Source organism: Mucilaginibacter sp. PAMB04274 (assembly GCF_039634385.2).
Taxonomy (GTDB): Bacteria; Bacteroidota; Bacteroidia; order Sphingobacteriales; family Sphingobacteriaceae; genus Mucilaginibacter.
The window spans coordinates 5,256,715-5,283,442 of record NZ_CP155081.2 but is presented as its reverse complement, the minus strand read 5'-3'; the positions used below and the strand labels follow the sequence as shown (position 1 = coordinate 5,283,442).

Here is a 26,728-nt window from a genome sequence, read left to right as displayed (position 1 = left end):
AATACAACATAGGCATTAAAGCAATTGTTGTATAAATGCAGTTAAACAAACTCATTATCTATTTGCACAATAGTGCTATATTGAAGGGTAAATCAAAAATAGCTTTGGAAGCCGGTTAGTAGCTGGCAAAGCTTTACTATTGTATTGCAATGCGAAGGGCTTCATTACGCCAGGCGTTAGATTTAAGTAAACTCAAATCGTTTACACAGGTAGAAATTGCTTAAAATTATATCGATTATTACCAACGGTGTATCAGGCCTTCTTATTTAATTAATCGGTTGTAACCATTAAACTATGTCAATGCTCTTAAAATCAGCTTTTCGTTTTCTCCGTTTAGGTGTGTTAGTTTCTGTTACTTCACAGGCATTGGCACAGGCGCCTTCCATGCAGCCTTTTACTTTGGGCCAGGTAAGGTTGTTGGAAAGCCCGTTTCGCCGCGCAGAAAACACTAACCTGCAATACATGCTTCGTTTAGAGCCCGATCGGTTGCTGGCGCCTTATCTACGGGAGGCTGGCCTGAAGCCAAAGGCAAAAACCTACGGAAACTGGGAAAACTCTGGTTTGGACGGCCATACCGGCGGGCATTACCTAACCGCTTTAGCACAGATGTATGCTGCCACAGGAAATCAAGAGTGTAAACGGCGACTTGATTACATGGTTAGTGAATTGGCCCGCTGTCAGCAAAACAACGCTGATGGATACGTTGGCGGAGTGCCGGGTGGCAAACAGATGTGGGCTAAGTTTAAGCAGGGTGATTTTACTGAATTTAATCAGAAGTGGGTGCCTTGGTATAATTTACACAAGCTATATGCAGGTTTACGGGATAGTTATTTGCTGGCAGGTAACACTCAGGGTAAGGCGGTGTTTTTGAAGCTAACTGATTGGGCCATGAATGAGCTTTCGGACCTAAGTGAAGCGCAGGTTCAGCGAATGCTGGGCACAGAGCATGGCGGTATGAATGAAGTTTGTGCTGATGCGGCCGCAATTTCGGGGCAAAAGCGTTATTTGGAATTGGCCAGGCGATTTTCGCACCAGGCACTGTTGAGGCCGCTTGAAAACAAAGAAGACAAACTAAGCGGAATGCACGCTAACACGCAAATTCCAAAGGTGATTGGCTTTGAACGAATAGCCGAATTAAGTAACGATACTGATTATCATAATGCAGCGCAGTTTTTTTGGCAAACTGTTGTGGATAAGCGCACCATTTCAATTGGTGGTAACAGCGTAAGAGAGCATTTTAATCCGGCTGGCAATTTTGCTTCCATGATCGAGTCTGAGCAGGGCCCGGAAACCTGCAATAGCAATAATATGCTCAAGCTTTCCAAGATGTTGTTCTTACATGATTTTCAGGCACAATACATTGAGTTTTATGAACGCTTACTGTACAACCATATCCTTTCATCACAACATCCGGAAAGAGGGGGGTATGTTTACTTTACGCCTATACATCCGCAGCATTACCGCGTTTACTCCACCGCAGATGAAGGTTTCTGGTGCTGTGTAGGCACGGGCATGGAGAATCATGGCAAGTACGGCGAATTAATATATACTCATCGCAACAACGACTTGTATGTGAACTTATTTATTCCGTCAGTATTGAATTGGAAAGAGCGAAAATTACAGGTTACACAACAGAACAAGTTTCCAGAAAATGAAGATAGCCGGCTGACCATTAATATTGCAAAGCCAGAAAAATTTACCATTTATATCCGCAAACCGAAATGGTTAAGTAATCAGGGGTACAATGTTAAAGTAAATGGACAAGTATTCAACGGCTCATCGGTAATTAATAATTATTTAGCTATTAAGCGGCTATGGAAATCAGGCGACCAAATTACGGTGCAATTGCCCATGAAACTTTATACAGAGTACCTGCCTGATAATTCTCAATGGGTTTCGTTTTTACGCGGCCCGCTGGTGTTGGCCGCTGCAACTGATACCGCAAATTTAACCGGATTGCGTGCAAATGGCAGTCGGTGGGGGCATATTGCAACCGGGCCTATGTACCCGCTTACCACTTCGCCTTTGCTAGTTGGCAATAAAAGTGATATTGAAAAGGCAGTTGTAAAAAGCGCAAATGGTAACAATGTATATACTGTAGGCAAAGCTGTTATGCAGAACAAGTTTAAAAATTTAAAACTGGTTCCTTTTTACACCTTGCATGATACGCGTTATATACTTTACTGGCCTGTTGTCTCTTCAAGGGACAGTGCTTCTCAAAAACAGGCGGAGTTGCAGATGTTAGATAATACCTATATCAAGCTGGCCTCACGTACCGTTGATGGAGTTGCCCCCGGAGAACAACAGCCCGAGAACGACCATGCGCTGATTGCTGACAGGTCTGAGACGGGCATTTTTAGAAATCTGCACTGGCGAAATGCTGCAGGTTACTTTGGTTACCGCATGCGCATGTCTCCTGCTGTAAATAAATTAAGTATCACTTATTATGGGCTCGAAAAAGCCGATTTTGATATCTACATCAATGAAACCAAGCTTGCTCATGTTACCCTGGAAGGCACCGAGGGCGATACTTTTGTTGCTAAAGAATTTGCTGTTCCGGAGGATGTAAAAAAAGCGGGAAATAGTATTCAGGTTAAATTTGTAGCTACGCCGGGTAAAAAGACTGCGGCCATTTATGACGTTCGTTTACTCAGGTAGAAATACGTATTACCAGTTATATAGTGTATGCTATGATTAAAATAAACATGAGCAAAGGGTTGCTTATAAGTATGCTTTTTTGTCTAACCTCTGTAGTACTTGCCCAACCGGGCAAATTTCAACAGGCACTTAAGCCCAATGAACAACGTTATCGCCTTTGGTATAACAAGCCTGCCGCTAACTGGAATGAAGCCTTGCCTATTGGTAATGGTCATATCGGCGGGATGGTTTTCGGAAATGTTGTGCAAGAACGCATTCAACTTAATGAGGGAACAATCTGGGGTGGAGGTCCCAACAACAATTTAGATTCAGCTGCCGCACCACACATAACCGAAGTTCGTTCGTTGCTGACGCAAAAAAAATATGCAGAAGCCCAAAAGGTAGCCAATAAGTACTTAGGCCCGAAGGGCAATAGCGGAATGCCCTATCAATTAGCCGGAAACCTTTATATTCAATTTCCAGGTCATGAAGAAGTGACTCGTTATAGCCGCGACCTGGACATTGCGAAAGCTCTCGCTACAGTAAGTTACACGTATAAAAACGTTGAATACAAAAGGGAGTATTTCACCTCTTTTACAGATAACGTTTTGCTGGTTAGGCTTACCGCTAACAAACCCCGAATGGTTAGTTGCCAAATTAACCTGCAAAGCCCGCTCAAACAGCGTTTAACTGCAACTAATAATGATCTTATCCTTGCCGGGTCTGGTAGCGATCATGAAAATCAGCAAAGTAAAATTCGTTTTAACATCATTGCCCGTACCAAAATAGTTGGGGGCGACTCCAATACTGATAGTTCGGGGATCCGGGTTCAGAATGCGGATACTGCACTGATTTACTTAAGCATAGCCACAAACTTTGTGAATTATAAGGATGTTTCGGCTCAGCCTTACCAGCGCGCGTTAAAATTTCTTGATGCCGCTTATAAAAAAAGGTTTGATGAATTGTGCCGTGCGCATTTAAAGTACTATCAGGCGTACTTTAATAGGGTACATTTAAATCTTGGCACCCTTAATAATTCACAGCCTACTGATGTACGAATACAGCAATTTGCCACTGGCCGAGACCCGCAACTGGCCGAGTTGTATTTTCAGTTTGGCCGTTATCTGCTCATATCTTCTTCACAGCCAAGCTCACAGCCGGCAAATTTACAGGGTATTTGGAATGGTGAGTTAAAAGGGCCATGGGACAGTAAGTACACGGTAAATATTAACACCGAAATGAACTACTGGCCTAGTGAAGTTACGCAGCTTACTGAACTAAATGCCCCGCTATTTAATATGATCGGTGAGTTAGCTGAAACCGGAAAGTCAAGCGCGAAAGTTATGTATGGTGCAAGGGGCTGGATGTTGCACCACAATACTGATATCTGGCGTGTTACCGGTGTGGTAGATGGTGCTTTTTGGGGGCTTTGGCCTACCGCTAATGCCTGGTTATGCCAGCACTTATGGGAACATTATCTTTTTACAGGCGACCGCAAATTTTTGCAACAGTACTATCCGGTGATGAAAGGAGCTGCTCAATATTTTATTGATGTTTTGCAAAAAGAACCCGATCATGGCTGGTTGGTGGTTAGCCCATCCGTTTCGCCGGAACATGAATATATCGGCGGTCAGAACGCAGTATCAGTTACAGCAGGTGCAACCATGGACAATCAACTGGTTTTTGGATTGTTCAGCAACTTGATTAACGCTTCGACAGTCTTAAATACCGATCAAACGTTTGCTGATACGTTAAAAACATTAAGAGACAAATTGCCTCCAATGCAGGTGGGGCAATACGGGCAATTACAGGAATGGCTTGATGACCTGGACAGTAAAACGGATAACCATCGTCATGTTTCTCATTTGTATGGCCTGTTTCCGGGTAGTCAAATATCTCCATTTCGACAGCCACAACTGTTTACTGCTGCCAGAAATTCGCTTATTTACCGCGGCGATGTATCTACAGGCTGGTCAATGGCATGGAAAATAAACCTATGGGCGCGCTTGTTAGATGGCAATCATGCTTATAAGCTGATTAAAGATCAAATTTCGCCGGTCAGTAAACAGTCAGGAGGTACTTATCCTAATTTATTTGATGCACACCCGCCTTTTCAAATTGACGGAAACTTTGGATGTACGTCGGGTATTGCAGAAATGCTGTTACAAAGCCATGATGGCGCTATTTACTTACTACCGGCATTGCCTGATGAATGGAAGCAGGGCAGCATATCGGGCTTAATGGCGCGGGGTGGGTTTAAAATAGGGATACAATGGCGTAACCACCGTATTTATAAACTTAGTGTATACTCAACTTTGGGTGGCCAGTGTAGGTTGCGTAGCAACCAAATGTTAAATGTAAAAACCCTTAAAACAGCTCGGGGAAACAATACAAACCCATATTTTAAAACCGACCGAATTTCTAAGCCTGTGCTAAAGATTCCGGCCACGCAGTTAGCCTACAATCAACCGGAGAGCTGGTTATATGATTTGAATACACAACCGGGTAAAACGTATACCTTTTTAGTTAAATAGTTATCCTAAATGCTGCAAAGTCGACTTAGGCAATTAAGCCTGTATCGACTTACGCCAAACCCAACATGATAACAAACCATTTAACATCAGATTTGCAGTTTAGATCATCTACAGCATTGGTAAATAAAAGCTATCTGGTCATTGTACTTGTATTTTATGGAGTGTAAATGCAGCCAGCATAATGGTGTTGCCAGTTATACCTTTATTAAAACTAAAGTGCTAATTGTGTTGTGATTGAACTTCTGCACGGCATAATTGTACAAATGTTGCATTTCAAATGTTGCATTCAAGGTATATTTGTTCAACCAATTAAGAGAAGACGTCCTGCATTGCAGATTTGCCGTTAAACTTCTTGATACTTATTCTTCCTGTATCAACAAAGCCGCAAGCAATAATCTACCTGAATGCAGGAGGATAGTAATAACCTAATTATGCATTTAGATTTTTATAAATTTAAATTACTGGCTGTAATTTTTAGTCTGTTTACTGGTATAGCCACTGCTGGCTTTACGCAAACGCCTAAATATAATTTTACAGCAATCAGCTCTAAAGAGGGCCTTTCTTCTAACACCGTTACCGTCATTTTAAAAGACAGGTACGGATTTATATGGTTTGGTACAGAGGATGGCTTAACCCGGTTCGATGGTATAAATTATACAGTATACCGGCATAACCCGAAAGACACAACAAGTTTACGCTCAAGCGAGATTACCAGCATTCACGAAGACAGGGCTGGACAATTATGGGTAGGTACAAGTGGTTCTTTACATTTGTTCGATCGCAAACGTAACTCCTTTCATCATTTTAAATCGAATAGCGAGCCAGACGGATTTACAAGTGCTATTATTAAAAGTATTTGCAGTGATTTTGAAGGGAAGATTTGGGTAGCAACGCTTGGCGGACTTGACAGGTTAGATCCCGCTACAGGCCAGGTAACCAAGTTTCGGGAAATTCGCGGTGCTCCTTATGAAATTGGTCACCAGCCCGTATTAAAAGTTTATGAAGACAGCCGCAGGCGGATGTGGATCGGGGCCAAAAATGGTCTGTATCAGTATGACCGGCGGACTGGCCGTTTTATCCCCTTTTTGCCAAATAACAAAGACCCGCAAAGCCTAGCCGGTGGTACGGTAAAGGCTATTACAGAAGACCAAAAAGGCAATCTTTGGCTGGGTACAGATGGAGGCATTAGCAGGCTTTTGACAGACGGTAAGCATTTTTTTAATATTAAAGATACGAGTTCATCGCCCGGAAGATTGTCCAGCAATACGGTGTATGCACTGGCGCCGGCAGGCCGTAATTCACTTTGGATTGGCACAGAGGAAGGTCTTAATGTTCTTAACCTTCAAACGGGTTCGATAGAACATTACCTGCCTGACGGCCGTAACATTTACAGCTTGACCGGAAAATCGGTTCGTAGCATATTGATTGATAACCAGGGTATAAATTGGTTGGGGCTATACATGGCCGGGGTAAATAAATATGATAGTAACTTAACGTTATTCAGTCTCATAAAAAGCAACCCATATGACGCTTTTGGCCTCAGTGCCCGCTTCGTCACATCTTTTTCGCGTGGTGATGGCGGTCACATATTTATAGGAACCGACGGGGGAGGGTTGTCATCTTTTAATCCTCAAAATGGTTTGTTCAAGCGTTACTCAATTACTTCAAAGATTAAAAAAAACGCGTCGGCCCTCACCATCTTAGCACTTAACCGTACCAGTGATGGAAATTTATGGATAGGAACTTATCAAGACGGTCTGTTCAAAATAAATCCTTCAAACGGAGCAATTCAACAATTTATAAAGGGCTCCGGCAATGCTACCATTAACCACAATGAAATATTTTGTTTAAAACAGGATAGGAATGGCCAATTGTGGGTAGGCACAAACGGAGGGGGAGTTAATGTTTACGATCCTAAAAGCCAAACGTTTAAGTTTTATGTTACTATACCGAGTGCAAGTAACGAATTCAGTATTCCACTAAATGGCTATATTAGGGATTTTGAGGAGGATCAGTATGGCAGGATGTGGATTGCCTCACACGGAACAGGCATTGCAATTTATGATCCAAAAAGCCAGCAATTTTCGGTGTTAAGCCGGTTAGCCGGAAATTTGCCAAGCGATTTAATACAAACGCTGTTCCGGGATCGGAAAGGCAACATGTGGGCAGGTACAGGCGATGGATTGCTCAAAATAGACGTACTCACTAAGCATGTAGAAACCTTTGGAGAAGAGCAGGGACTTGCTGATGGTATTATTCATAAAATTTTAGAAGACCGGGCCGGAAGAATTTGGTTCAGTACGAACAGAGGACTGAGTTGGCTCGATCCAAATCGTAAAATTGTAATTAACTACAGCGCATTTAACGGCCTGCAGGGCGGCTCATTTGAGCAGGGATCGGGTTTTTCAGATACCGATGGTACAATTTATTTCGGGGGTACTGACGGCTTTAACTACCTCCAGCCTCAAGGCGGCATCCGGGTAAATAAAAATCCTACCCCGGTTGTTTTCACCAGCTTAAAAATTGGTGCCAAGGAGATAACAAGTGCCGACTCAGATATATTAAGTACGGATATAACGATTGCAAAGAACGTACGTCTGAATTATAAACAAAATTTCTCTATTAGCTTTGTAGGCCTGAACTTTACCGGCACCAAGCAGAATCATTACTTATATCGCCTTAAGGGCTTCGATAAAGATTGGATTAATGCAGGTACTAAAACAACGGCCTATTACACCAATCTCAGCCCTGGGGAATATACTTTTGAGGTTAGAGCTATTAATAATGATGGCGTTCCGGACAAGAACATCAGTGCTGTTACCATCTCTATACCACCGCCGTTTTGGATGACAGTTTATGCATACTTTCTTTACATTGCTGCGATAGGCGCCTTGTTGCTCTACTTACGTTATCGTGGTATTCAGAAACTTAAACGAACTTTCAAGCAAGAAGAGGCCAGACGCGAAGCGGAACGTTTGCATGACTTAGATCGTTTGAAAATCAAGTTTCTGACCAACTTGAGTCATGATTTTCGTACCCCTATCGCATTAATTATGGCCCCGGTTGATAAACTGATGGCGCAAGGTATGGAAGATAGTGCCTATACCCAACTTTTGGTTATTAAGAGAAACGCCAGGCGGTTATTGAACATGGTTAATCAGTTGTTCGATCTCCGGAAGATAGAAGAAGGAGAGACAAAAATTAACCTGGTCAAAGCCGATATCATTGCATTTCAAAAAGAAGTCAGCGAGTCATTCCGTGATCTGTCGGAGAAAAAGCGCATTGCATTTGTATTCAAATCATCTCTCAATTCATTATTTACAAGCTTTGATCCCGATAAGCTCGAACGGGTGTTGTTTAATCTGCTTTTGAACGCTTTTAAATTTACTTTAGAAGGCGGCAAGGTGATGCTGATCACTTACCTCAAGCATGCTCAGGCCAACCCCGAAAGCCTTCAGTTAGTAATAGAGGTTACGGATACGGGTATTGGGATTGATAAAGAGCAGCAACAGCATATATTTAATCGTTTCTATCAAAACCGGATATCTGAAAATGTATTTAATCAGGGCAGTGGTATCGGTTTGTCTATTGTTAAAGAATTTGTTGAATTACATGGTGGTACAATTGAGTTAACCAGTGAACCAGGTAATGGAAGTTCGTTTTGTGTGCATCTGCCGGTAGATGCAGATGCTACTCAACCTAAGGCGCTGGACAACCCCGGGAATAATATAGGAGATGAATTGGTTAACGAGCCTGAGGCAGGAGTGATGGCTCAAACGGTTAAAGAAGTTGTTGGCAAACCAGCAGCTACTCGGCCCATAGTACTTATTGTAGAAGATAACGAGGAATTTAGGTTTTATTTGCGTGATAATTTAAGTACGCATTATAAAGTGATAGAGGCTGTAGATGGCAAAGAGGGATGGCAAAAAGCTTTAGCCACTCACCCCGAATTAATTGTAAGCGATATTATGATGCCGCAGATGGACGGGATACAACTCAGCCTTAAATTAAAAGCTGATAAACGTACCAGCCATATTCCAATTATCCTGCTAACGGCATCCAGCCGGGAGGAAGAACAGATTAATGGCTTGTCTTCTGGTGCTAATGATTACCTCACTAAGCCGTTCAGCTTCGAAATACTGGTTATCAAAATAAATAATTTGCTGGCGTTCAATAGAACGCTTAAAAGCACGTATACTAAACAGCTGAAGGTAGAGCCTGCGCAAATTCAGGTGGAGTCGGTAAAAGAGAAATTTTTGAAGATGGTTGTTGCTTATGTAGAAGAGAACCTTCATAATGCACAGCTCTCGGTAGAAGATCTCAGTCGGCACATGGGCATGAGCAGGGGCTCGCTCTATAATAAGCTTTTAGAAGTTACAGGCCTTTCCCCGGTGGAGTTTATCCGTTCAATTAAACTCGAAAAAGCAGCTATACTTTTAGAAAGCAGCGATATGAACATAGCACAGATTGCCTATGCTGCCGGTTTTGCAACACCTAATTATTTTGCCAAGTCGTTCAAATCAAAATACCAGATGTTGCCGTCAGAATATTTAAGCCAAAAACGAAAAGCTGTGAATCACCTTACTGAACATCCTTCCTAAAGAAAGCTGTGATGTGCACGCATGTGTGGTTAACAACAACTGCTTTGTAAAACAAATGATTAAATAACACAGAGGTTTACTAAACAAGCCTTTGCCCTTTGCTGTGCTTGTTAGCATTACTTATTTACGGATCGTCATAAACAAAAGTCTTTAGTATTTTGACATACCAGCGATACCGGCAAGCGCTTGCCCCATAAATTTACCGGCTTGAGTTAGAAAGTCTTGTCCGACTAACATAAAGTTCACTAATGATAATTTTTGTTAACGTTTAAAAACTATGTATAAAATTCTCTTGTCGGTTTTACTTGGATTTATTTGCAGCGTGCAGGTTAAGGCACAAACAACGTTGGTTAACCCTATATTGGCCGGATTTTACCCCGACCCAAGTATCACTAAAGTAGGCCAGGATTATTATTTAGTTAACTCCACGTTTGCTTATTTTCCCGGCATCCCGGTATTTCACAGCAAGGACTTGAAAAACTGGAAACAAATAGGCAATGCCATTGAAAGGCCAACGCAAATGAACTTTATGGGCGACCGGGTAACCCGTGGCTTGTTTGCTCCGGCCATCAATCATTATAAGGGCCGCTTTTACATCACGTGCACCCAAATTGATCACCGCGGCAATTTTGTTATCACTGCCAGCAATCCGGCGGGGCCCTGGAGCGACCCGGTTTGGTTGCCGCAAGTACAGGGAATTGATCCTTCCTTATTCTTCGATCAAGACAAAGCCTACATCGTTTATAATGGTGACGCGCCTGATAATAAGCCAATGTATTCAGGGCACCGTACCATACGGGCATACGAATTTGATCCGATAGCAAACAAGGTTACAGGTGAAAATCATATTTTGATTAACGGGGGAGTCGACATCTCAAAAAAACCGGTGTGGATTGAGGGACCGCACATTATGAAAGCTAAAACGTGGTACTATCTATATGCGGCTGAAGGTGGCACATCAGTTAACCATTCAGAAGTTGTTTTTCGTAGTAAGGCACCTCTGGGCCCCTATGTTCCTTATGAAAAAAATCCCATTCTCACACAAAGGGGATTGCCGGAAGATCGGAAAAATCCAATTACCTCAACTGGCCATGCCGAATTTGTTGAGGGACCTGATGGAAAAACCTACGCAGTGTTTTTAGCTGTTAGACCGTATGAGGGCAACTATTACAATACCGGTAGAGAGACATTTATTGCACCGGTTAAATGGCAAAATGAATGGCCTGTAATTAATCCCAATTTTAAAGAGATACAGTATCAGTATAAGGTAAATATCCCAGAGATTAAACAGGCTGGCAACCAACCCCAAAGCGGCAATTTCGCTTATTCCACACGGTTTGAAAAAGGGCTGGATAAATCATTCTTGTTTTTACGCACCCACGATTCAACCTGGTATAAAACAAGTTCGGCAAAAGGCTTAACCATCAAACTAAAGCCTGAAACATGTATGGAGAAAGGCAATCCTGCATTTATAGCCAAGCGCCAGCAGCATATGACCTGCACAGTTAGCACAAGCCTCAACTTTGTAGCAGGGCAACCCGCTGAAAAAGCCGGGCTGGTGGCTTTTCAGGATGAAAGTCATTTTTATTTGATATGCAAATCTGCCGATAGTGCCCGGCGCCCGGTTGTGCAGTTATTTAAAGGAACAAATAATGACAAGGTGATGGAACTACTGTCTGAGGCACGTTTGCCTGATGGGAAGCATGATATTGCGTTTAGGATTAATGCAGATGGTGCAAATTACAGCTTTGAGTATGCCCCGGTAAAAGGAGCCTGGCTAGTGCTTAAAAAGAATGTAGATGGAAAACATTTAAGTACCCAGGTGGCTGGCGGTTTTGTTGGTAGTGTGTTTGCTATGTATGCTACGTCGTCGGGTAATACTTCTTCAAATACAGCACAGTTCAAATCATTTGATTATGTAGGAGCGGATAAGGTTTATCAAAAGTAAGCGTTGTTGCTTGCAATGCATGTTTAACCTGATTTAATAACAAAGGACAGCCTCGCGCTGTCCTTAAACCAAATTATAAAACCCAAGCTGGGTTTGGAGTGGAGTATTAGAAGAGAAACTCCGAGCCGTAAAAATCACGATCTGAGGGCTTGTTCAATGTCACGATAACATATTTGTATCGTTCATATGTTAAAATATTATAGATGTTGAGCAAGGTGTGTTTGCGGCACACTGCGCCGATCTTGAACATATGTGTAATGATTATGACTATAATTATTATCGACATTTTTTAGCTGGCTATATCTTTGGCACTTAGTCGCAGACGCAATCTATAAACTTATAAACCCGACCAAACATTTGGGGTGATAATTAGCCGCTGAAACTGATCTTTAAAATCATAAACCAATTTTTAAACCGAACAAGATACTGTTGACTTTGCAGCGCTTCAATGTAATAACTGCCATTTAACCGGCACTATCTTTTGTGAAAGCATGAAAAACCTGGAGATTTCAAATAACAGGTAACCTTGTGGTATATAACCTAATAGGCAACCTGGGTGATGGATCGGCACTTTAAAGCTATAATAAAACATAAAGAATGATTGAGATGATGAAAAACAACTTAATGTATAACGCTCCTGTAATGCGCTTGGCAAAGGTTTTTTCAGTGCGAACAGCGACGCTGTTGTTCTTAGCTGCATTACTAATACCGGCATCAATCAGTTATGCGCAGAGCCGCGTTCAACAAGCTACGGAAGGCTTTGATGTTGCCCAGCCTGGTATTTCTCACGGCAAAATAGACACCATTACTTATACATCAGCAACAGTTGGCACCAATCGGAGGGCTTTAATTTATACGCCGCCGGGCTATACAAAGGGGAAAAAATATCCGGTATTGTATTTACTTCATGGCATTGGTGGTGATGAAAAGGAATGGCTGAGAGGTGGTAAACCTCAGGATATTTTGGATAACCTGTATGCAGCAGGAAAAATAGCGCCTATGCTTGTTGTATTACCCAATGGCAGGGCTATGAAAGACGACCGGCCGGTGGGCAACATTATGGCACCTGATAAAGTGGCCGCTTTTGCCACTTTTGAAAAAGACCTGATAAACGATTTAATTCCCTATGTTGAAAGCCACTTTCCGGTATTGAAAGATCGGGAATACCGGGCAATAGCCGGCTTATCTATGGGTGGCGGCCAATCCCTCAACTTTGGTTTGGGTAACCTGAACAAGTTTGCCTGGGTTGGCGCTTTTTCAGCTGCTCCTAACACAAAAAAGCCCGAAGAATTGGTTCCTGACGCCCAATTAACCAACAAGCAATTGCGCCTCCTTTGGATATCATGCGGTGCAAGTGATAATCTGATCTCCATCAGCAAACGGACTCATGATTACCTGGTAGCTAAAAATGTACCCCATATTTATTATATCGAACCTGGTGTACATGATTTTAAGGTATGGAAAAACGGGTTGTATATGTTTTCACAACTTATTTTTAAGCCCGTTAACGTTGCCAGTTTTCCGTTGTATAGTGCCGTGCACTCAGGAGTGCCTGCATCTACCAATATTCCAGGTGTTAATTACCCGCAAATTTTACCTGATAACAGGGTGATGTTCCGGGTAAAAGCGCCGCTAGCCAAAGATGTGCAGATTGATTTAACTAAAAAGTTTCCTATGCAAAAGGACACCGGAGGCTTTTGGACACTTACCACCGATCCAATTCCACTGGGTTTTCATTATTACTCCTTGCTAATTGATGGCGTACCGGTTGCCGACCCATCCAGTCAAACTTTTTATGGTATGGGGAGAATGGCCAGCGGGATTGATATTCCTGATCCGGACGGTGGTTTTTACGAGGTGAAAAATGTACCTCACGGGCAGGTGCGCCTGGTAAACTATTATTCAGACCTAACTCAAACCTGGAGGCGAGCCTATGTTTATACGCCTGCCGGTTATAATGAACTTGCTAAAAAATACCCGGTACTTTATCTGCAACATGGATCGGGTGAGGATGAAACGGGCTGGTCAACGCAGGGTAAGATGAGTTTTATACTTGATAACCTAATTGCAGAAAAAAAGGCTAACCCGATGATTGTGGTGATGGACAGAGGCTATGCTACAGATGCAGCAAAAGGTGCAGGCAAGACCGTTGGCATGTCCGGAAATATTTTTCCTGAAGTATTGGTAAAAGAAATCATACCTATGATAGATCGTACCTTCCGTACTTTGCCTGATCGCAATCATCGCGCTATGGCTGGCTTATCCATGGGCGGTTTCCAAACTTTCCAAACCACCATGACCCATTTAGATCAATTTGCCTTTGTAGGTGGTTTCAGCGGAGCTAGCTTCATTCAGCCAAATACAGATATCACCAAGATGTACGATGGCGTATGGTCTGACGCCGGAAAATTTAACAAACAGCTCAAAGTGCTGTATATCAGTATTGGTACCACAGAGCCAGAACGTATGTATACAGGAGTTAAAGGCTTTCATGAAGCACTGGAAAAAGCCGGTATCCGGCACACTTATTATGAATCGCCCGGTACTTCACATGAGTGGCAAACCTGGCGCCGTTCGCTTCGCCAGTTCGCTTCCTTAATATTTAAAGATTGATAAAGATTCAACTTGTCCGGACTTCTATGAAAATTAAACTCTTTCTGTTACTATCTCTGGTACTGCTTAACTATTCCGGTTATTCTCAGGATAAAAATTTCTACATCTTCTTATGCTTTGGTCAATCTAATATGGAAGGAAATCCAAGATTCGAACAGCAGGATACTATTGCTGATGAACGATTCAAAGTTTTGCAAGCCGTTGATTGTCCGGAGCGCCAAAGAGTTAAGAATACATGGTATAATGCCGTTCCACCGTTGTGCCGCTGCAATACAGGTTTGTCGCCAGCCGATTATTTTGGCAAAACAATGTTGGCTCGCCTGCCGGCTAAAGTAAAGATCGGTATCATTAACGTTTCTGTTGCCGGTTCTAAAATCGAAATATTCGACAAAGACCATCATCAAATTTACCTGGATACAGCGCCCGAATGGATGAAAAAAATGGCAGCTGAATACAATGGTAATCCGTACGCACGATTGGTAGAGCTGGCGAAGCTTGCGCAAAAAGCAGGGGTAATTAAAGGCATACTTTTGCATCAGGGGGAGTCAAACACGAATGATACCTTGTGGACCCAAAAAGTAAAAGGAGTATACACCAATTTACTGAATGACCTAAAGCTAAAGGCCAAATCTGTACCGCTTTTAGCCGGCGAAGTGGTAAATGCTGATCATGGAGGCGTTTGCGCCTCCATGAACAAAATCATTGCCAAACTACCCGAAGTAATTGCTAATGCCTATGTCATCTCTTCAGCCGGATGTGCCAGCGGGAAGGACAGGCTCCATTTTACGGCTGAAGGCTGCCGCAAACTCGGCAAAAGATATGGTGTTAAAATGCTGGCTATACTGGGTCACAAAGTGGACGAGCCCGAGTAAAAGGTGTGGATTATCAAATTTATCATATGCGTAATAAATTGATTGTAGGTTTGCAAAATCAAAAGTTGAAGTTATTTAGCTTGTTTGCAGGGCTTTGCCTTCAATTTACCCAATCCAGTGCCCAGGATACTTTGAGTCTGTACGATGGAGCTGTTCCAAATTATAGGCATGGGCAATTAGCGCCGCTGCCTGGTAAATTATCTCCAGGTTTAATTTACCGGGTTACAACACCGTCGCTTGAAATTTATCTACCCGAAAAAGGGATGGCCAATGGTACCGGTATACTTATTTGCCCTGGTGGCAGTTATAAGGTACTAACTTATGCCGGTGAAGGTGTGGCTATTGCAAAAGCTTTTGCGCAAAAAGGAGTAACAGCTTTTGTACTGAAGTACAGGCTGCCAGATGATTCTTTGATGGTGAACAAAACAACAGGGCCTTTGCAGGATGCCCAGCGCGCTATAAAACTTATTCGTGAGAATGCTGCTAAGTGGCAGCTGGATAGCCACAAAGTTGGCGTTATCGGCTTTTCGGCAGGTGGCCACTTAGCTTCTACCCTTGCAACGCATTATAGGCAACCGGTAATTGAGAACAGAAACCAAACCAGCCTGCGTCCGGATTTCCTGATCCTAGTGTATCCGGTAATCAGCATGCAGGATTCTCTTACCCATGCAGATTCGAGAAGGAACTTATTAGGCAGCCAACCACCTGCAGATTTAATTAAGCTTTATTCTAACGAGTTGCAGGTTGACGCTAATACGCCGCCTACTTATCTCACGCATGCCGGCGATGACCACTTGGTTGATGTAGATAACAGTATTGTTTTTTACGAAAAGCTACGTCATCAGCATGTTGCCGCCGAGATGCATTTGTATCCGAAAGGTGGGCACGGTTACATATTTGCCAAGGCCGATTGGATGACGCCGCTATTTGAATGGATGAAAAACGGCAAATGGTTAAAATAGTGCGCCTTTGATAGAAGGGGGTTATGCTGCCAAACTACAATTGCACCTGTTTAGTAATCTACCTTGCTTTAAGGATGCTACGCTAACAAAATGACACACCTATTGAAAGACACTCATAGCATGAAATATATACAATATTGGCTTATAGTTGCCGCCGCTCTGTTATCGGCTGGATATGTTAAAGCGCAAAATCCGTTAATCATTAACCAGTTTACAGCTGACCCATCTGCCCGGGTATTCAACGGCCGGGTGTACATTTATCCTTCTCACGATATTAAGGCAACCCCAGGCCGCGGGCGCGAAGGCTGGTTTGTTATGGAAGATTACCACGTGTTTTCATCGGCTAATCTTACTGACTGGACCGACCACGGAATGATCGTTAGCCAAACGCAGGTACCCTGGGCAGATCCGGCATCATTTAGTATGTGGGCGCCAGATTGTATTTTTCGCAACGGCAAATACTACTTTTATTTTCCAACCACAACAAAGCCTGATTTACCCGGCGGCAAAGGGCACTTTGCTGTTGGTGTGGCAGTTGCTCAAAGGCCGGAAGGCCCGTTCAGGCCAGAAGCTCAACCCATTGCCGGTGTGGTAGGTATCGATCCTAATGTGTTTATTGATGATGACGGACAAGCCTACCTGTATTGGTCTCAGGGTAACATATATGCGGCCAAACTGAAAGCAAATATGCTCGAGCTCGACGGAGAAGTTAAAACCTTAACCAACCTGCCAAGTAAAGGTTTAAAAGAAGGGCCTTACCTTTATAAGCATAATAATACCTATTATCTTACCTATCCTCATGTAGAAAACAAGATTGAACGGCTGGAATATGCCATCAGCAAAAGTCCCTTGGGGCCATTTAAATTCACAGGAGTAATTATGGATGAAAATCCTACCGGATGCTGGACAAATCATCACTCCATTATTGAATTTAAAGGACAGCACTACCTGTTTTACCACAGCAATGATTTATCTCCCAATTTTGATAAGAACAGGTCTGTACGTGCTGATAGCTTGTTTTTTAACGCTAACGGCACAATTAAAAAGGTTATTCCCACTTTACGGGGAGTTGGCCTTACACAGGCTTTTACCAAAATACAAATAGATCGCTTTAGTGATAAGGGTAGCGAGGCAGGCGTCAGCTTTTTAGATTCGGCCAAGCGGTTCGACGGATGGAAATGCATACTTCCAGCTACGCCAAACGGCTGGGTTAAGTATACGCATGTTAATTTTAAGGAATTAAAGGCTAAAAAGCTCATGGTTAGGGCCTGGTCTGCTCTGGGAGGCGTTTTAGAGATCAGAACAGGGACAGTTTCGGGTCCGGTAATTGCCAGTATTCCGGTTCCACAAGGGGGCCAGTGGCATGAAATATCCGCTCCTACAGGTTTAATTAAGCCTGGTATCCAGGATTTGGTTATAGCGGCTAAAAACTCAACGGTAGAAGTTGACTGGATCAGCTTCAAGTAATAAAGGGTTGTTCGATTAGGAGTAGGTCGATTGAAAAGGATCAAATGTGTTGAAGCCGATTTGCCTAGGACAACAAGATGTGATTTAATTAACTTTGAACAAGTGTTGCAGATATATAGGAATTATTGGCCTTGTACTGCCTGCGTTAAGGCTATAATTGCCTTCAAACGCTCATCTCTCAAACCGCAACGCTATGCGTTTTTGCGTCAATGTTAGGTAACTGAAGATGTATAGCAATATCGTGATTGATTGAATAACACCAAATGAGAATCTTTAACCTTTTATTAAGCCTTACTTTTCTTTTTTTTACCCAGGTTTATGGCCAGGTACTAACCGTTCAAAGTCCCGACAAGCAATTGCAGTTAAGTGTACTTGTACGCAATGGCAAGCCCACCTTTAAGGTGACCTATAAAGGAAATGTTATGCTCGAAGATTCTCCTTTGGGGCTGAAGACAAATGAAGGAGACTTTACCACTGATATTCGTTATGTAAGTAAATCGGAGGGTATTGTTCAAAAAGATTATACCCAAAGCAGAATCAAAAAATCTGAAATTAAATACCAGGCCAACCAACTGACCTGTACATTTGAAAACGCCCAGCAACGAAAATTTGCAGTCCAGTTTCAGGTGAGTAATAATAATATCGCTTTCCGTTATGAGTTTCCCGAATGGGGAGAGCGCCGTTCATGTGTAATTGAAACTGAGGCTACTGGTTTTAACTTCCCGTTGGCTACAACCACATTCTTGTCCGGAATGATGAGCCCGATGACCGGTTTTGCCAGGACAGCGCCCAGCTACGAAAGTGCTTACCAGGCGGACGTTCCAATTGTTAAAACTAACCGTCGGAACGAAGGCTATATCTTTCCCGGTTTATTTCATATTAACAACAAAGGGTGGGTTTTGCTGTCTGAAACCGGAGTAAGCAGCCTTTACTGCGCTTCTCACCTTAGCGAGGCCTCTGCTGATGGAGTGTATACAGTAGAATATCCTAATGCAAAGCAAAACAATGGTTTTGGTAGTAGCGGTGCAGCCATTGCCTTACCTGGTGTTACACCATGGAGAACAATAACAGTTAGCGATAACCTGAAACCTATTGTAGAGACCACAATTCCGTTTGATGTAGTGGAGCCACTTTACGAGCCATCACAGCCTTATAAGTACGGACGCGCAACCTGGAGCTGGATTATGTGGCAGGACAATAGCATGAATTATGCCGACCAGGTGCGGTTCATCGACTTGGCAGCATCTATGAATTTTGAATATATACTGATTGACGCCCTTTGGGATAAAAACATAGGTAAAACCCGTATGCAAGAACTGGTTGCTTATGCAAAATCAAAAGGTGTGGGTGTGTTTTTATGGTATAACTCGAACGGAACGTTTAACGATGCACCACAAGGCCCCAGAAACAAGATGAATACCGCCATTGAAAGAAAAAAGGAAATGCGCTGGCTTAAGGAAATTGGCATTAAAGGGCTCAAAGTTGATTTTTTTGGCGGTGATAAGCAGGAAACCATGCGGCTTTATGAAGACATACTCTCTGATGCAAACGACTATGGATTAATGATTATATTTCATGGTACTACTTTGCCCAGGGGTTGGGAAAGAATGTATCCTAACTTTGTAGGTGCCGAGGCCGTTTTAGCTTCTGAGATGCTCGTTTTTTCGGAAGGCGTTAGAGCCGCCGAGGCTTATAATGCCACTTTACACCCTTTTATCCGAAACACGGTTGGTAGCATGGAATTTGGAGGGGTGATACTGAATAAGTATCTCGTTAAAAGTAATGAAGGACGAAATAAACGACTAACTACAGACGCTTTTCAACTAGCCACGGCCATTCTTTATCAAAACCCTGTGCAGATGTTTGCACTAACTCCTAATAATTTAACGGATGTGCCTTCTTTTGAGCTTGACTTCTTAAAAAAAGTGCCAACCACTTGGGATGAAACATTATTTATTGATGGTTACCCGGGTAAGTACTGCGTAATTGCACGCCGTAGTGGCAAGCAATGGTATGTGGCCGGGGCTAACGCAACAAAGGAGGGTTTGAAATTAAAGGTAAAACTCCCTATGCTAGCCGGAAAGACGGTCAGCCTGTATGAGGATGGTGCTAACGGGTTGGTTAAGTCACAGAAAGTTGATGTGAAGCACTCGGCGCAGCTTGAGCTACAGATGCAGCCCAACGGTGGGTTGGTGATTACCACGAATTAGATATAAGTTTGATCACTATAATTCGCTGAATGATTTAAAGTAGGGGTTTAATTTCTATTATAAAACGGTCTTGTTAGCTAAACTAAAAGTGCTAATTTCAAAGTAGGGCTTGCCCCGTTGCCTTATCATCTAAAGTTTAAACTTCTTTACGATTTGTTTAAACGTAAGTGTCATTGAATTGGCAGGTATACGTCTATTTTAGCCTGCAGCAAAACCAATTATAAGGCGGTATGCCTTAACACTCCGGTGATAACAACATGAAATTTTAAAAATGCATTTCAACAAAGGTCTACTCATACTTGCGATTTTTTTTGTTGCCAGGCTTCATGCGCAACCTTTGCCGTACAAAAATCCTGTGCTTTCTTCAGAAAGCAGGGCAAAGGATCTGATATCGCGCATGACATTAAAAGAAAAAGTACTGTTGTTGCAGGATCAGTCTCCGGCTATACCCCGCCTCGGTATTAAAAAGTTTAATTGGTGGAGTGAGGCGCTGCACGGATTGGCCAGTAACGATAATGTAACCGTTTTTCCGGAGCCTATCGGAATGGCGGCATCTTTTAATGATAGCTTGCTGTACAACATATTTGATGCCGTATCTGATGAAGTGCGTGCTCGCTACCATGATGGCCTTCGTAAAGGTCAGGAGAACCGGCGCTTTATGAGCTTGTCGGTATGGACCCCTAACGTTAACATATTCAGAGATCCCCGCTGGGGGCGTGGTCAGGAAACTTACGGTGAGGATCCTTATCTCACTTCGCGCATGGGAGTATCAGTAGTTAGAGGCTTGCAAGGCGCTGATTTACGTTACAAAAAGTTGCTGGCCTGTGCCAAACACTTTGCTGTGCATTCAGGACCGGAGTGGAATCGTCATGAGCTCAATCTGGCTGATGTTAATGTACGCGATCTTAGAGAGACTTATCTCCCCGCTTTTAAAGCGTTGGTTCAGCAGGCCGATGTGCGGCAGGTTATGTGTGCTTACCAGCGTCTGGACGATGAACCATGCTGTGGAAACAGCCGGCTGATGCAGGACATATTGCGAAACGAATGGGGGTACAAATACCTTGTGGTTTCGGATTGTGGCGCAATTACGGATTTTTATACAAGTCATAAGGTGTCGTCTGACGCAGCACATGCGGCAGCAAAAGGTGTACGTGCCGGAACAGACGTAGAGTGTGTTTGGGAAGGGTATGCTTACCAAAAGCTGCCTGAGGCGGTATCTAAAGGGTTAATTGATGAAGCAGATATTAACAAAAGCTTGCTTCGGGTTTTAACAGGGCGGTTTGATTTAGGAGAAATGGACGAAGATAGTTTGGTGCCTTGGACTAGAATACCTGAAACCGTTATCAATAATGCAGATCATCGAAAAATGGCATTGGATATGGCGCGGCAATCAATGACCTTGTTGCAAAACAGGAACAATGTGCTGCCGCTCAGCAAAAATGGCGGGCGTATAGCGATAATAGGCCCAAACGCAGATAATGAACCGATGCTTTGGGGTAATTACAACGGTAAACCGGTGCGTACAATAACCATATTGAATGGAATTAAGTCTGCACTCCCTAGCCATAATGTATTATATGATAAGGCTTGCGACTGGGTAGAAAATAAAGTAACCGAAAGCTATATTCCCCAATGCGCCATACAGGGTAAAAAAGGTTTCAAAGCAACTTTTTGGAACAACCGCAACTTCAGTGGCCCGGTGGTTCGTACTGAACAAATTACCGACCCGATTAAACAAACCACCGCAGGGCAGCATGAGTTTGCATCCGGCGTGAGGTTAGAAAGCTTTTCAGCAAAATATGAAACTGTATTTAAAGCTGGCCGCACCGAAGAAATCGCTTTCAAGTTTGGTGCAACAGGCTTATTTGAATTATTGATTAACGGTCAGAAAGTGGGCAAATCCAATAATTGGAGAACCGTGCCCGGGCGTATACTTTACCGTGTGGAGGCCGGAAAATCGTACCGTATCGAATTTCGCTACGCTCAGTTAAATAACTGGCAGGCTAATTTAGAATTTAACTTTGGTAGGGAAACGCCCGTTAATTTCGGCGGGTTGATCACCAAGCTTAATGGTATTGATATAGTTGTATTTGCAGGAGGCTTATCGACCCTGCTGGAGGGGGAAGAAATGCCGGTAAATCTTCCTGGTTTTAAGGGTGGCGACCGCACCGATATTGAGCTTCCTCAGGTACAGCGTGATTGCTTGAAGGCGCTAAAAGCCGCCGGTAAGAAAGTAATCTTCGTCAACTGCTCCGGATCGGCTATCGGTTTAATGCCCGAAACAGTTACTTGCGATGCAATTTTGCAAGCATGGTATGCCGGAGAATCAGGCGGGCAGGCGATTGCCGATGTACTGTTTGGTGATTACAATCCTTCGGGAAAACTTCCGATTACTTTCTATAAAAACAACCAACAGCTTCCCGCATTCGAAAATTACAGCATGAAGGGCAGAACTTATCGCTTTATGGATAATCCGCTGTTCCCGTTTGGCTATGGGTTAAGTTACACAAGCTTTTCGATAGGTAACGCTGAGCTTGGGCAAATGCAAGTTAAACCAGGAGAGGATATTCGGCTTACCGTTCCTGTAACTAACAAGGGGCAAAGGAGCGGCAATGAAACCATACAGGTTTACATCCGCAAAGTTAATGACAGCGAAGGGCCGCTAAAAACATTAAGAGGCTTTAAAAAAGTAGAAGTAACGCCGGGAAGCACTTTAAACGTTGAGATCAAACTGCCTTATACAGCCTTGGAATTTTACAATGCGTCAAATTACCAGATGGATGTAAGGCCGGGTGTTTATGAACTGTGGTACGGCAACAGTTCTGCCAAAAAGGACCTTAAAAAGGTAGAGATATCGGTATTATAAATTTTGGCTACGCATGGTTGTACCGATGCAACACACAGCATGGCAATTATAATCAACAACTAACCGGGCCTGATACGTAAAGAATTCAACTCTATAAAATAGCAATGTATAAAAGAATACTCATAGCCATAGGGCTGCTTGTACCTGTTTTACTGTCCTCATCTCTCAGAGCGCAAAATCCTATTATCCAAACAATTTACACAGCAGACCCGGCGCCTATGGTATATAAAGACACCTTGTTTTTGTACGCCGGGCATGACGAAGATAAGTCTACCTGGTTTACCATGAACGATTGGCATGTATACGCCACCACCGATATGGTTAACTGGACAGACAGAGGTGTTGGTCTTTCTCTTAAAGCTTTCAGTTGGGCGGCCAAAGATGCATGGGCCGGCCAATGTGTGCCCAGAAACGGCAAGTTTTATTGGTATGTACCCGTAAACGCCAAAAATGGTGGCATGTCTATCGGGGTGGCCGTTTCCAACAGCCCTACAGGGCCTTTTAAGGATGTGCTGGGTAAACCTATGGTATCTGGCGGTTGGGGGTATATAGATCCATCTGTATTTATTGATGATGACGGACAAGCCTACCTATATTGGGGAAATCCACATTTATACTATGTGAAGCTGAATAAAGACATGACATCTTATGACCAGACGGTAGGCATTGTTAAAGTGCCGCTGACGGATGAAGGCTTCAAACTACGTATTTTAAACGCAAAAAAGACTTTTGCCTGGGCTCAATCTATAAATGGGCTGGAATCGCACAGTGTTAAGAACGCAACTGACAACAAATATTATTGGTACGTAAGCGCGGTTGATAAAGCAACCCAGCAGCAGGTAATTGGTGTAGCAGTAGGCGAAAAAGCTATTGGCCCATTCCGGGATGTGCTTGGCAAACCGCTGATTGCTCAACATACCGGAGGAGAGCAGATCAACCCCACGGTTATAACGGACGCAGATAAGCAGCCTTGGTTAACCTGGGGAAATTCGGCTTTATGGCAGGTTAAGCTTAATAAAGATATGATTTCATATGATCAGTCTGCAGGTGTTCAACCCGTTCCGGCAAATAAAAGGGATTGGTTTACAGAAAAGATTCATGCTACGGCCAACAGTACCGAAAAAAGAATTACCACTTATGAAGAAGGTCCGTGGCTTTACAAGCGCAATGGCTTGTACTATTTGCTGTATCCGGCTGGCGGCGTGCCCGAACACTTAGCCTATTCTACCAGTTCCAGTCCTATAGGCCCGTGGACATACCGTGATACTATTATGGCGGTGATTGGCAAAGGCGGCGCGTTTACCAATCATCCCGGATTGGTGGATTTTAAAGGAAAATCCTATCTGTTTTATCATAACGGGGCCTTACCGGGTGGCGGCGGCTTTACCCGTTCGGTTTGTGTTGATGAACTGAAGTTTGATGCAAAAGGAGCTATAATTAGAATCGAGCCTTCTGTTGCCGGTATTGAGAAAGCCGTTCGTTATTTAAATCCATATCAGAGAGTAGAAGCCGAAACCATTGCCTGGGAACAGGGCATCGAAACAGCATTGGCGAATGAGGCGGGTGTATATGTAACCGATATTGATAACGGCGATTATATTAAGGTAAGAAGTGTAGATTTTGGAAAAGGAGCCCGATTGTTTAAAGCCGGGATAGCTGCTTTAAATGGAGGAGCTATAGAAATAAGGCTGGATAGCCTTGAGGGTCCTCTGGCAGGTAAGTGTGAAGTTACACGTAGTGCAAGCGGCGAGAGCTGGCGTGTCATTTCCACCGGTGTAAGCGGGGCAAAGGGTGTACATGACGTTTTTATGGTTTTTAAAGGCAGTGACGGGCACTTGTTCAATTTTAATTGGTGGCAGTTTACAAAAAAATAAGATTCATAAAAACGGCATATCAGCTCAATGTTGTAGGTCTCAATCATTCATTATGAAACTGACAGAATATATCAAAAAATTAACAGTCGGCTGCAAGCTGCCGGCTACGCTGGGTTTAGTTATCACCATTAATTTTGGGGGCCTGAACCAATTACATGCGCAAACTATCTGGATTGACCAACTCGATTTAAGTACTGCTACGCAGGGATACGGAGTACCTAAAAAAAACAAGACTGTTGACGGTAAAACGCTAACCATTGCCGGAAAGACCTACGAACGCGGGTTTGGCACACATGCAGAGAGTTCCTTATTTATTCAGCTCAACGGAAAGGCATTGAGGTTTACGGCACAAGTGGGTATGGATGATGAAGTTAAAGGTCAACAGCCGGCATCTGAGTTTATGGTATACGGCGATGGTAAAAAGCTTTGGGCTAGTGGGATAATGCATTTAGGCGATACTGCCAAGTCGTGCGCTGTATCGCTCGCCGGCGTCCAAAAGATGGAATTGGTTGTCACCGATGGCGGAAATGGTAATTACTACGATCATGCCGACTGGGTAAATGCCCGGTTGGAAGGTGCTGAAGGCGCCAGCTTTGTAACCATCAGCCCCGTTGCAAGAGAACCTTATATACTAACACCACCACCTCCTGCTACGCCAAGAATTAACGGGGCTCGCGTTTTCGGTGTTCGTCCCGGTTCCCCGTTTCAGTTTATGGTTCCTGCCAGTGGAGACCGGCCCATGTATTTTACAGCCAGTGGTTTACCCAAAGGGCTAAAGATAGATCGGAAGACAGGTATTATTACAGGCCGCCTCTCCCGGCCCGGTACGTACCAGGTTACGTTGGTTGCCAGTAATGGCAGGGGTAAGAATGAAAAAAAGCTGCGTATTGTTTGCGGTGAACATGTTGCACTAACCCCCCCTATGGGTTGGAATAGCTGGAATTGCTTTGCCGGAGAGGTGTCGGCCGAAAAGGTAAAACGGGCAGCAGCTGCTATGGTGAGCAGTGGCCTGATCAATCATGGATGGACTTACATCAATGTAGATGATTTTTGGCAGAACCACCGTGATTCTAAAGACCAAATGTTACGTGGTAAGCTGCGTGATGAAGCCGGAAATATCCAGCCTAACGCCAGGTTTGGTGACATGAAAGCGCTGGCTGATCATATTCATGGGCTGGGGTTAAAAGTGGGTCTGTACTCCAGCCCTGGTCCATGGACTTGCGGAGGATGCGCCGGCAGTTACGGTTATGAAAAACAGGATGCACAGAGTTACGCCAGGTGGGGGTTTGATTACCTGAAATACGACTGGTGCAGCTACGGAGGAGTGATTGACGGAATGCCAGACAACGACGCTTACAAAATATCATCGCTGTCATATAAAGGCGGCAACAATCTATCCACAGCCATCAAGCCTTTTGATCTGATGGGTAAATATTTGCGCGAACAGCCGCGCGACATTGTCTTTAGCTTATGCCAGTACGGCATGTCTGATGTTTGGAAGTGGGGGGATTCAGTAGGTGGAACCGCTTGGCGCACAACCAATGATATAACGGATACCTGGGTAAGCGTCAGGAATATTGCACTGGCTCAGGATAAGGCAGCCGCATGGGCAAAACCAGGCAATTGGAACGACCCCGACATGTTGGTTATCGGCACAGTAGGATGGGGCAATCCTCATCCAAGTAAGCTCAGGCCCGACGAACAATACCTCCACTTTAGTCTTTGGAGTTTGTTTGCCGCCCCGCTTTTAATTGGCTGCGACATGGAAAAATTAGATGCCTTTACGCTTAACTTACTCACCAATGACGAAGTAATTGCCGTTAATCAGGATCCATTAGGAAAGCAAGCCACCTGTGTTCAAACCATAGGTGATCTGCGTATTTACGTTAAACAATTAGAGGATGGCAGTAAGGCCGTAGGCTTTTGTAACTTCGGTTTGCAGGAGATTAATATTAAATATCACGACTTTGATAAGCTCGGGGTTACCGGCCGGCAACAGGTCCGTGATTTGTGGCGGCAAAAAAACATTCAATCTGTAGTTACCGGTAAGGATCAGCTTGAAATTAAGGTTCCTGTTCACGGAGTGCTTTTATACCGATTCAACCAGCTGTTTTAAAGGATTGACAGCGCTATATATAATTCAT

Annotated in this window: 12 protein-coding genes; all 12 read left to right on the top strand. The window is 43.6% G+C overall.

Going from position 1 to position 26,728, the window contains the following annotated elements; genetic code table 11:
* Window positions 1-300: 300 nt before the first annotated feature.
* The 12 genes from ABDD95_RS22680 to ABDD95_RS22625 all read left to right on the top strand — a co-directional run bounded on the left by ABDD95_RS22680 (window position 301) and on the right by ABDD95_RS22625 (window position 26,700).
* Window positions 301-2,658: a glycoside hydrolase family 127 protein gene (locus ABDD95_RS22680; protein WP_352432921.1), complete on the top strand. Its 2,358-nt coding sequence runs from the start codon at window positions 301-303 to the stop codon at window positions 2,656-2,658.
* Window positions 2,659-2,690: 32 nt separating this feature from the next.
* Window positions 2,691-5,171, top strand: coding sequence for a glycoside hydrolase N-terminal domain-containing protein (locus tag ABDD95_RS22675; RefSeq protein ID WP_345949647.1), 2,481 nt, complete (start codon window positions 2,691-2,693; stop codon window positions 5,169-5,171).
* Window positions 5,172-5,602: 431 nt separating this feature from the next.
* Entirely contained in the window at window positions 5,603-9,772 is a 4,170-nt protein-coding gene (locus ABDD95_RS22670; protein WP_345949646.1) for a two-component regulator propeller domain-containing protein, read from the top strand.
* Between the two features lie 277 nt (window positions 9,773-10,049).
* The gene (locus ABDD95_RS22665) at window positions 10,050-11,720 is read left to right on the top strand and encodes a glycoside hydrolase family 43 protein (RefSeq protein WP_345949645.1); all 1,671 of its coding nucleotides are present in this window, start codon (window positions 10,050-10,052) and stop codon (window positions 11,718-11,720) included.
* Between the two features lie 606 nt (window positions 11,721-12,326).
* Window positions 12,327-14,333 carry an alpha/beta hydrolase-fold protein gene (locus ABDD95_RS22660; protein WP_345949644.1) on the top strand — a complete coding sequence of 669 codons (2,007 nt, stop codon included), beginning with the start codon at window positions 12,327-12,329 and terminating at the stop codon, window positions 14,331-14,333.
* A gap of 26 nt (window positions 14,334-14,359) precedes the next feature.
* Window positions 14,360-15,205: a sialate O-acetylesterase gene (locus tag ABDD95_RS22655; RefSeq protein WP_345949643.1), complete on the top strand. Its 846-nt coding sequence runs from the start codon at window positions 14,360-14,362 to the stop codon at window positions 15,203-15,205.
* A 26-nt stretch (window positions 15,206-15,231) separates the two neighbouring features.
* Complete coding sequence (locus ABDD95_RS22650) at window positions 15,232-16,167, top strand: alpha/beta hydrolase (RefSeq protein ID WP_345949642.1); 936 nt, start codon at window positions 15,232-15,234, stop codon at window positions 16,165-16,167.
* A 120-nt stretch (window positions 16,168-16,287) separates the two neighbouring features.
* Window positions 16,288-17,634 (top strand): family 43 glycosylhydrolase, encoded by a 1,347-nt coding sequence (locus ABDD95_RS22645; protein WP_345949641.1) that lies wholly within the window; start codon window positions 16,288-16,290, stop codon window positions 17,632-17,634.
* A gap of 263 nt (window positions 17,635-17,897) precedes the next feature.
* Window positions 17,898-19,844, top strand: a complete 1,947-nt coding sequence (locus tag ABDD95_RS22640) for a glycoside hydrolase family 97 catalytic domain-containing protein (RefSeq protein ID WP_345949640.1) — start codon at window positions 17,898-17,900, stop codon at window positions 19,842-19,844.
* A gap of 355 nt (window positions 19,845-20,199) precedes the next feature.
* The gene (xyl3A, locus tag ABDD95_RS22635; protein ID WP_345949639.1) at window positions 20,200-22,710 is read left to right on the top strand and encodes a xylan 1,4-beta-xylosidase; all 2,511 of its coding nucleotides are present in this window, start codon (window positions 20,200-20,202) and stop codon (window positions 22,708-22,710) included.
* 104 nt (window positions 22,711-22,814) lie between these two features.
* On the top strand, window positions 22,815-24,584 hold the full coding sequence (locus ABDD95_RS22630; RefSeq protein ID WP_345949638.1) for a family 43 glycosylhydrolase: 1,770 nt from the start codon (window positions 22,815-22,817) through the stop codon (window positions 24,582-24,584).
* A 52-nt stretch (window positions 24,585-24,636) separates the two neighbouring features.
* Window positions 24,637-26,700, top strand: coding sequence for an NPCBM/NEW2 domain-containing protein (locus ABDD95_RS22625; protein WP_345949637.1), 2,064 nt, complete (start codon window positions 24,637-24,639; stop codon window positions 26,698-26,700).
* The last annotated feature ends 28 nt before the right edge of the window (window positions 26,701-26,728 follow it).

Excerpts from the sequence above, each read along its gene's own strand:
- ABDD95_RS22680 (WP_352432921.1), top strand. The coding sequence starts at position 301 with ATGCTCTTAAAATCAGCTTTTCGTTTTCTCCGTTTAGGTGTGTTAGTT.
- ABDD95_RS22625 (WP_345949637.1), top strand. The coding sequence starts at position 24,637 with ATGAAACTGACAGAATATATCAAAAAATTAACAGTCGGCTGCAAGCTG.
- ABDD95_RS22660 (WP_345949644.1), top strand. The coding sequence starts at position 12,327 with ATGATGAAAAACAACTTAATGTATAACGCTCCTGTAATGCGCTTGGCA.
- ABDD95_RS22640 (WP_345949640.1), top strand. The coding sequence starts at position 17,898 with ATGAGAATCTTTAACCTTTTATTAAGCCTTACTTTTCTTTTTTTTACC.
- ABDD95_RS22645 (WP_345949641.1), top strand. The coding sequence starts at position 16,288 with ATGAAATATATACAATATTGGCTTATAGTTGCCGCCGCTCTGTTATCG.
- ABDD95_RS22655 (WP_345949643.1), top strand. The coding sequence starts at position 14,360 with ATGAAAATTAAACTCTTTCTGTTACTATCTCTGGTACTGCTTAACTAT.
- ABDD95_RS22670 (WP_345949646.1), top strand. The coding sequence starts at position 5,603 with ATGCATTTAGATTTTTATAAATTTAAATTACTGGCTGTAATTTTTAGT.
- ABDD95_RS22665 (WP_345949645.1), top strand. The coding sequence starts at position 10,050 with ATGTATAAAATTCTCTTGTCGGTTTTACTTGGATTTATTTGCAGCGTG.
- ABDD95_RS22675 (WP_345949647.1), top strand. The coding sequence starts at position 2,691 with ATGATTAAAATAAACATGAGCAAAGGGTTGCTTATAAGTATGCTTTTT.
- ABDD95_RS22650 (WP_345949642.1), top strand. The coding sequence starts at position 15,232 with ATGCGTAATAAATTGATTGTAGGTTTGCAAAATCAAAAGTTGAAGTTA.
- ABDD95_RS22630 (WP_345949638.1), top strand. The coding sequence starts at position 22,815 with ATGTATAAAAGAATACTCATAGCCATAGGGCTGCTTGTACCTGTTTTA.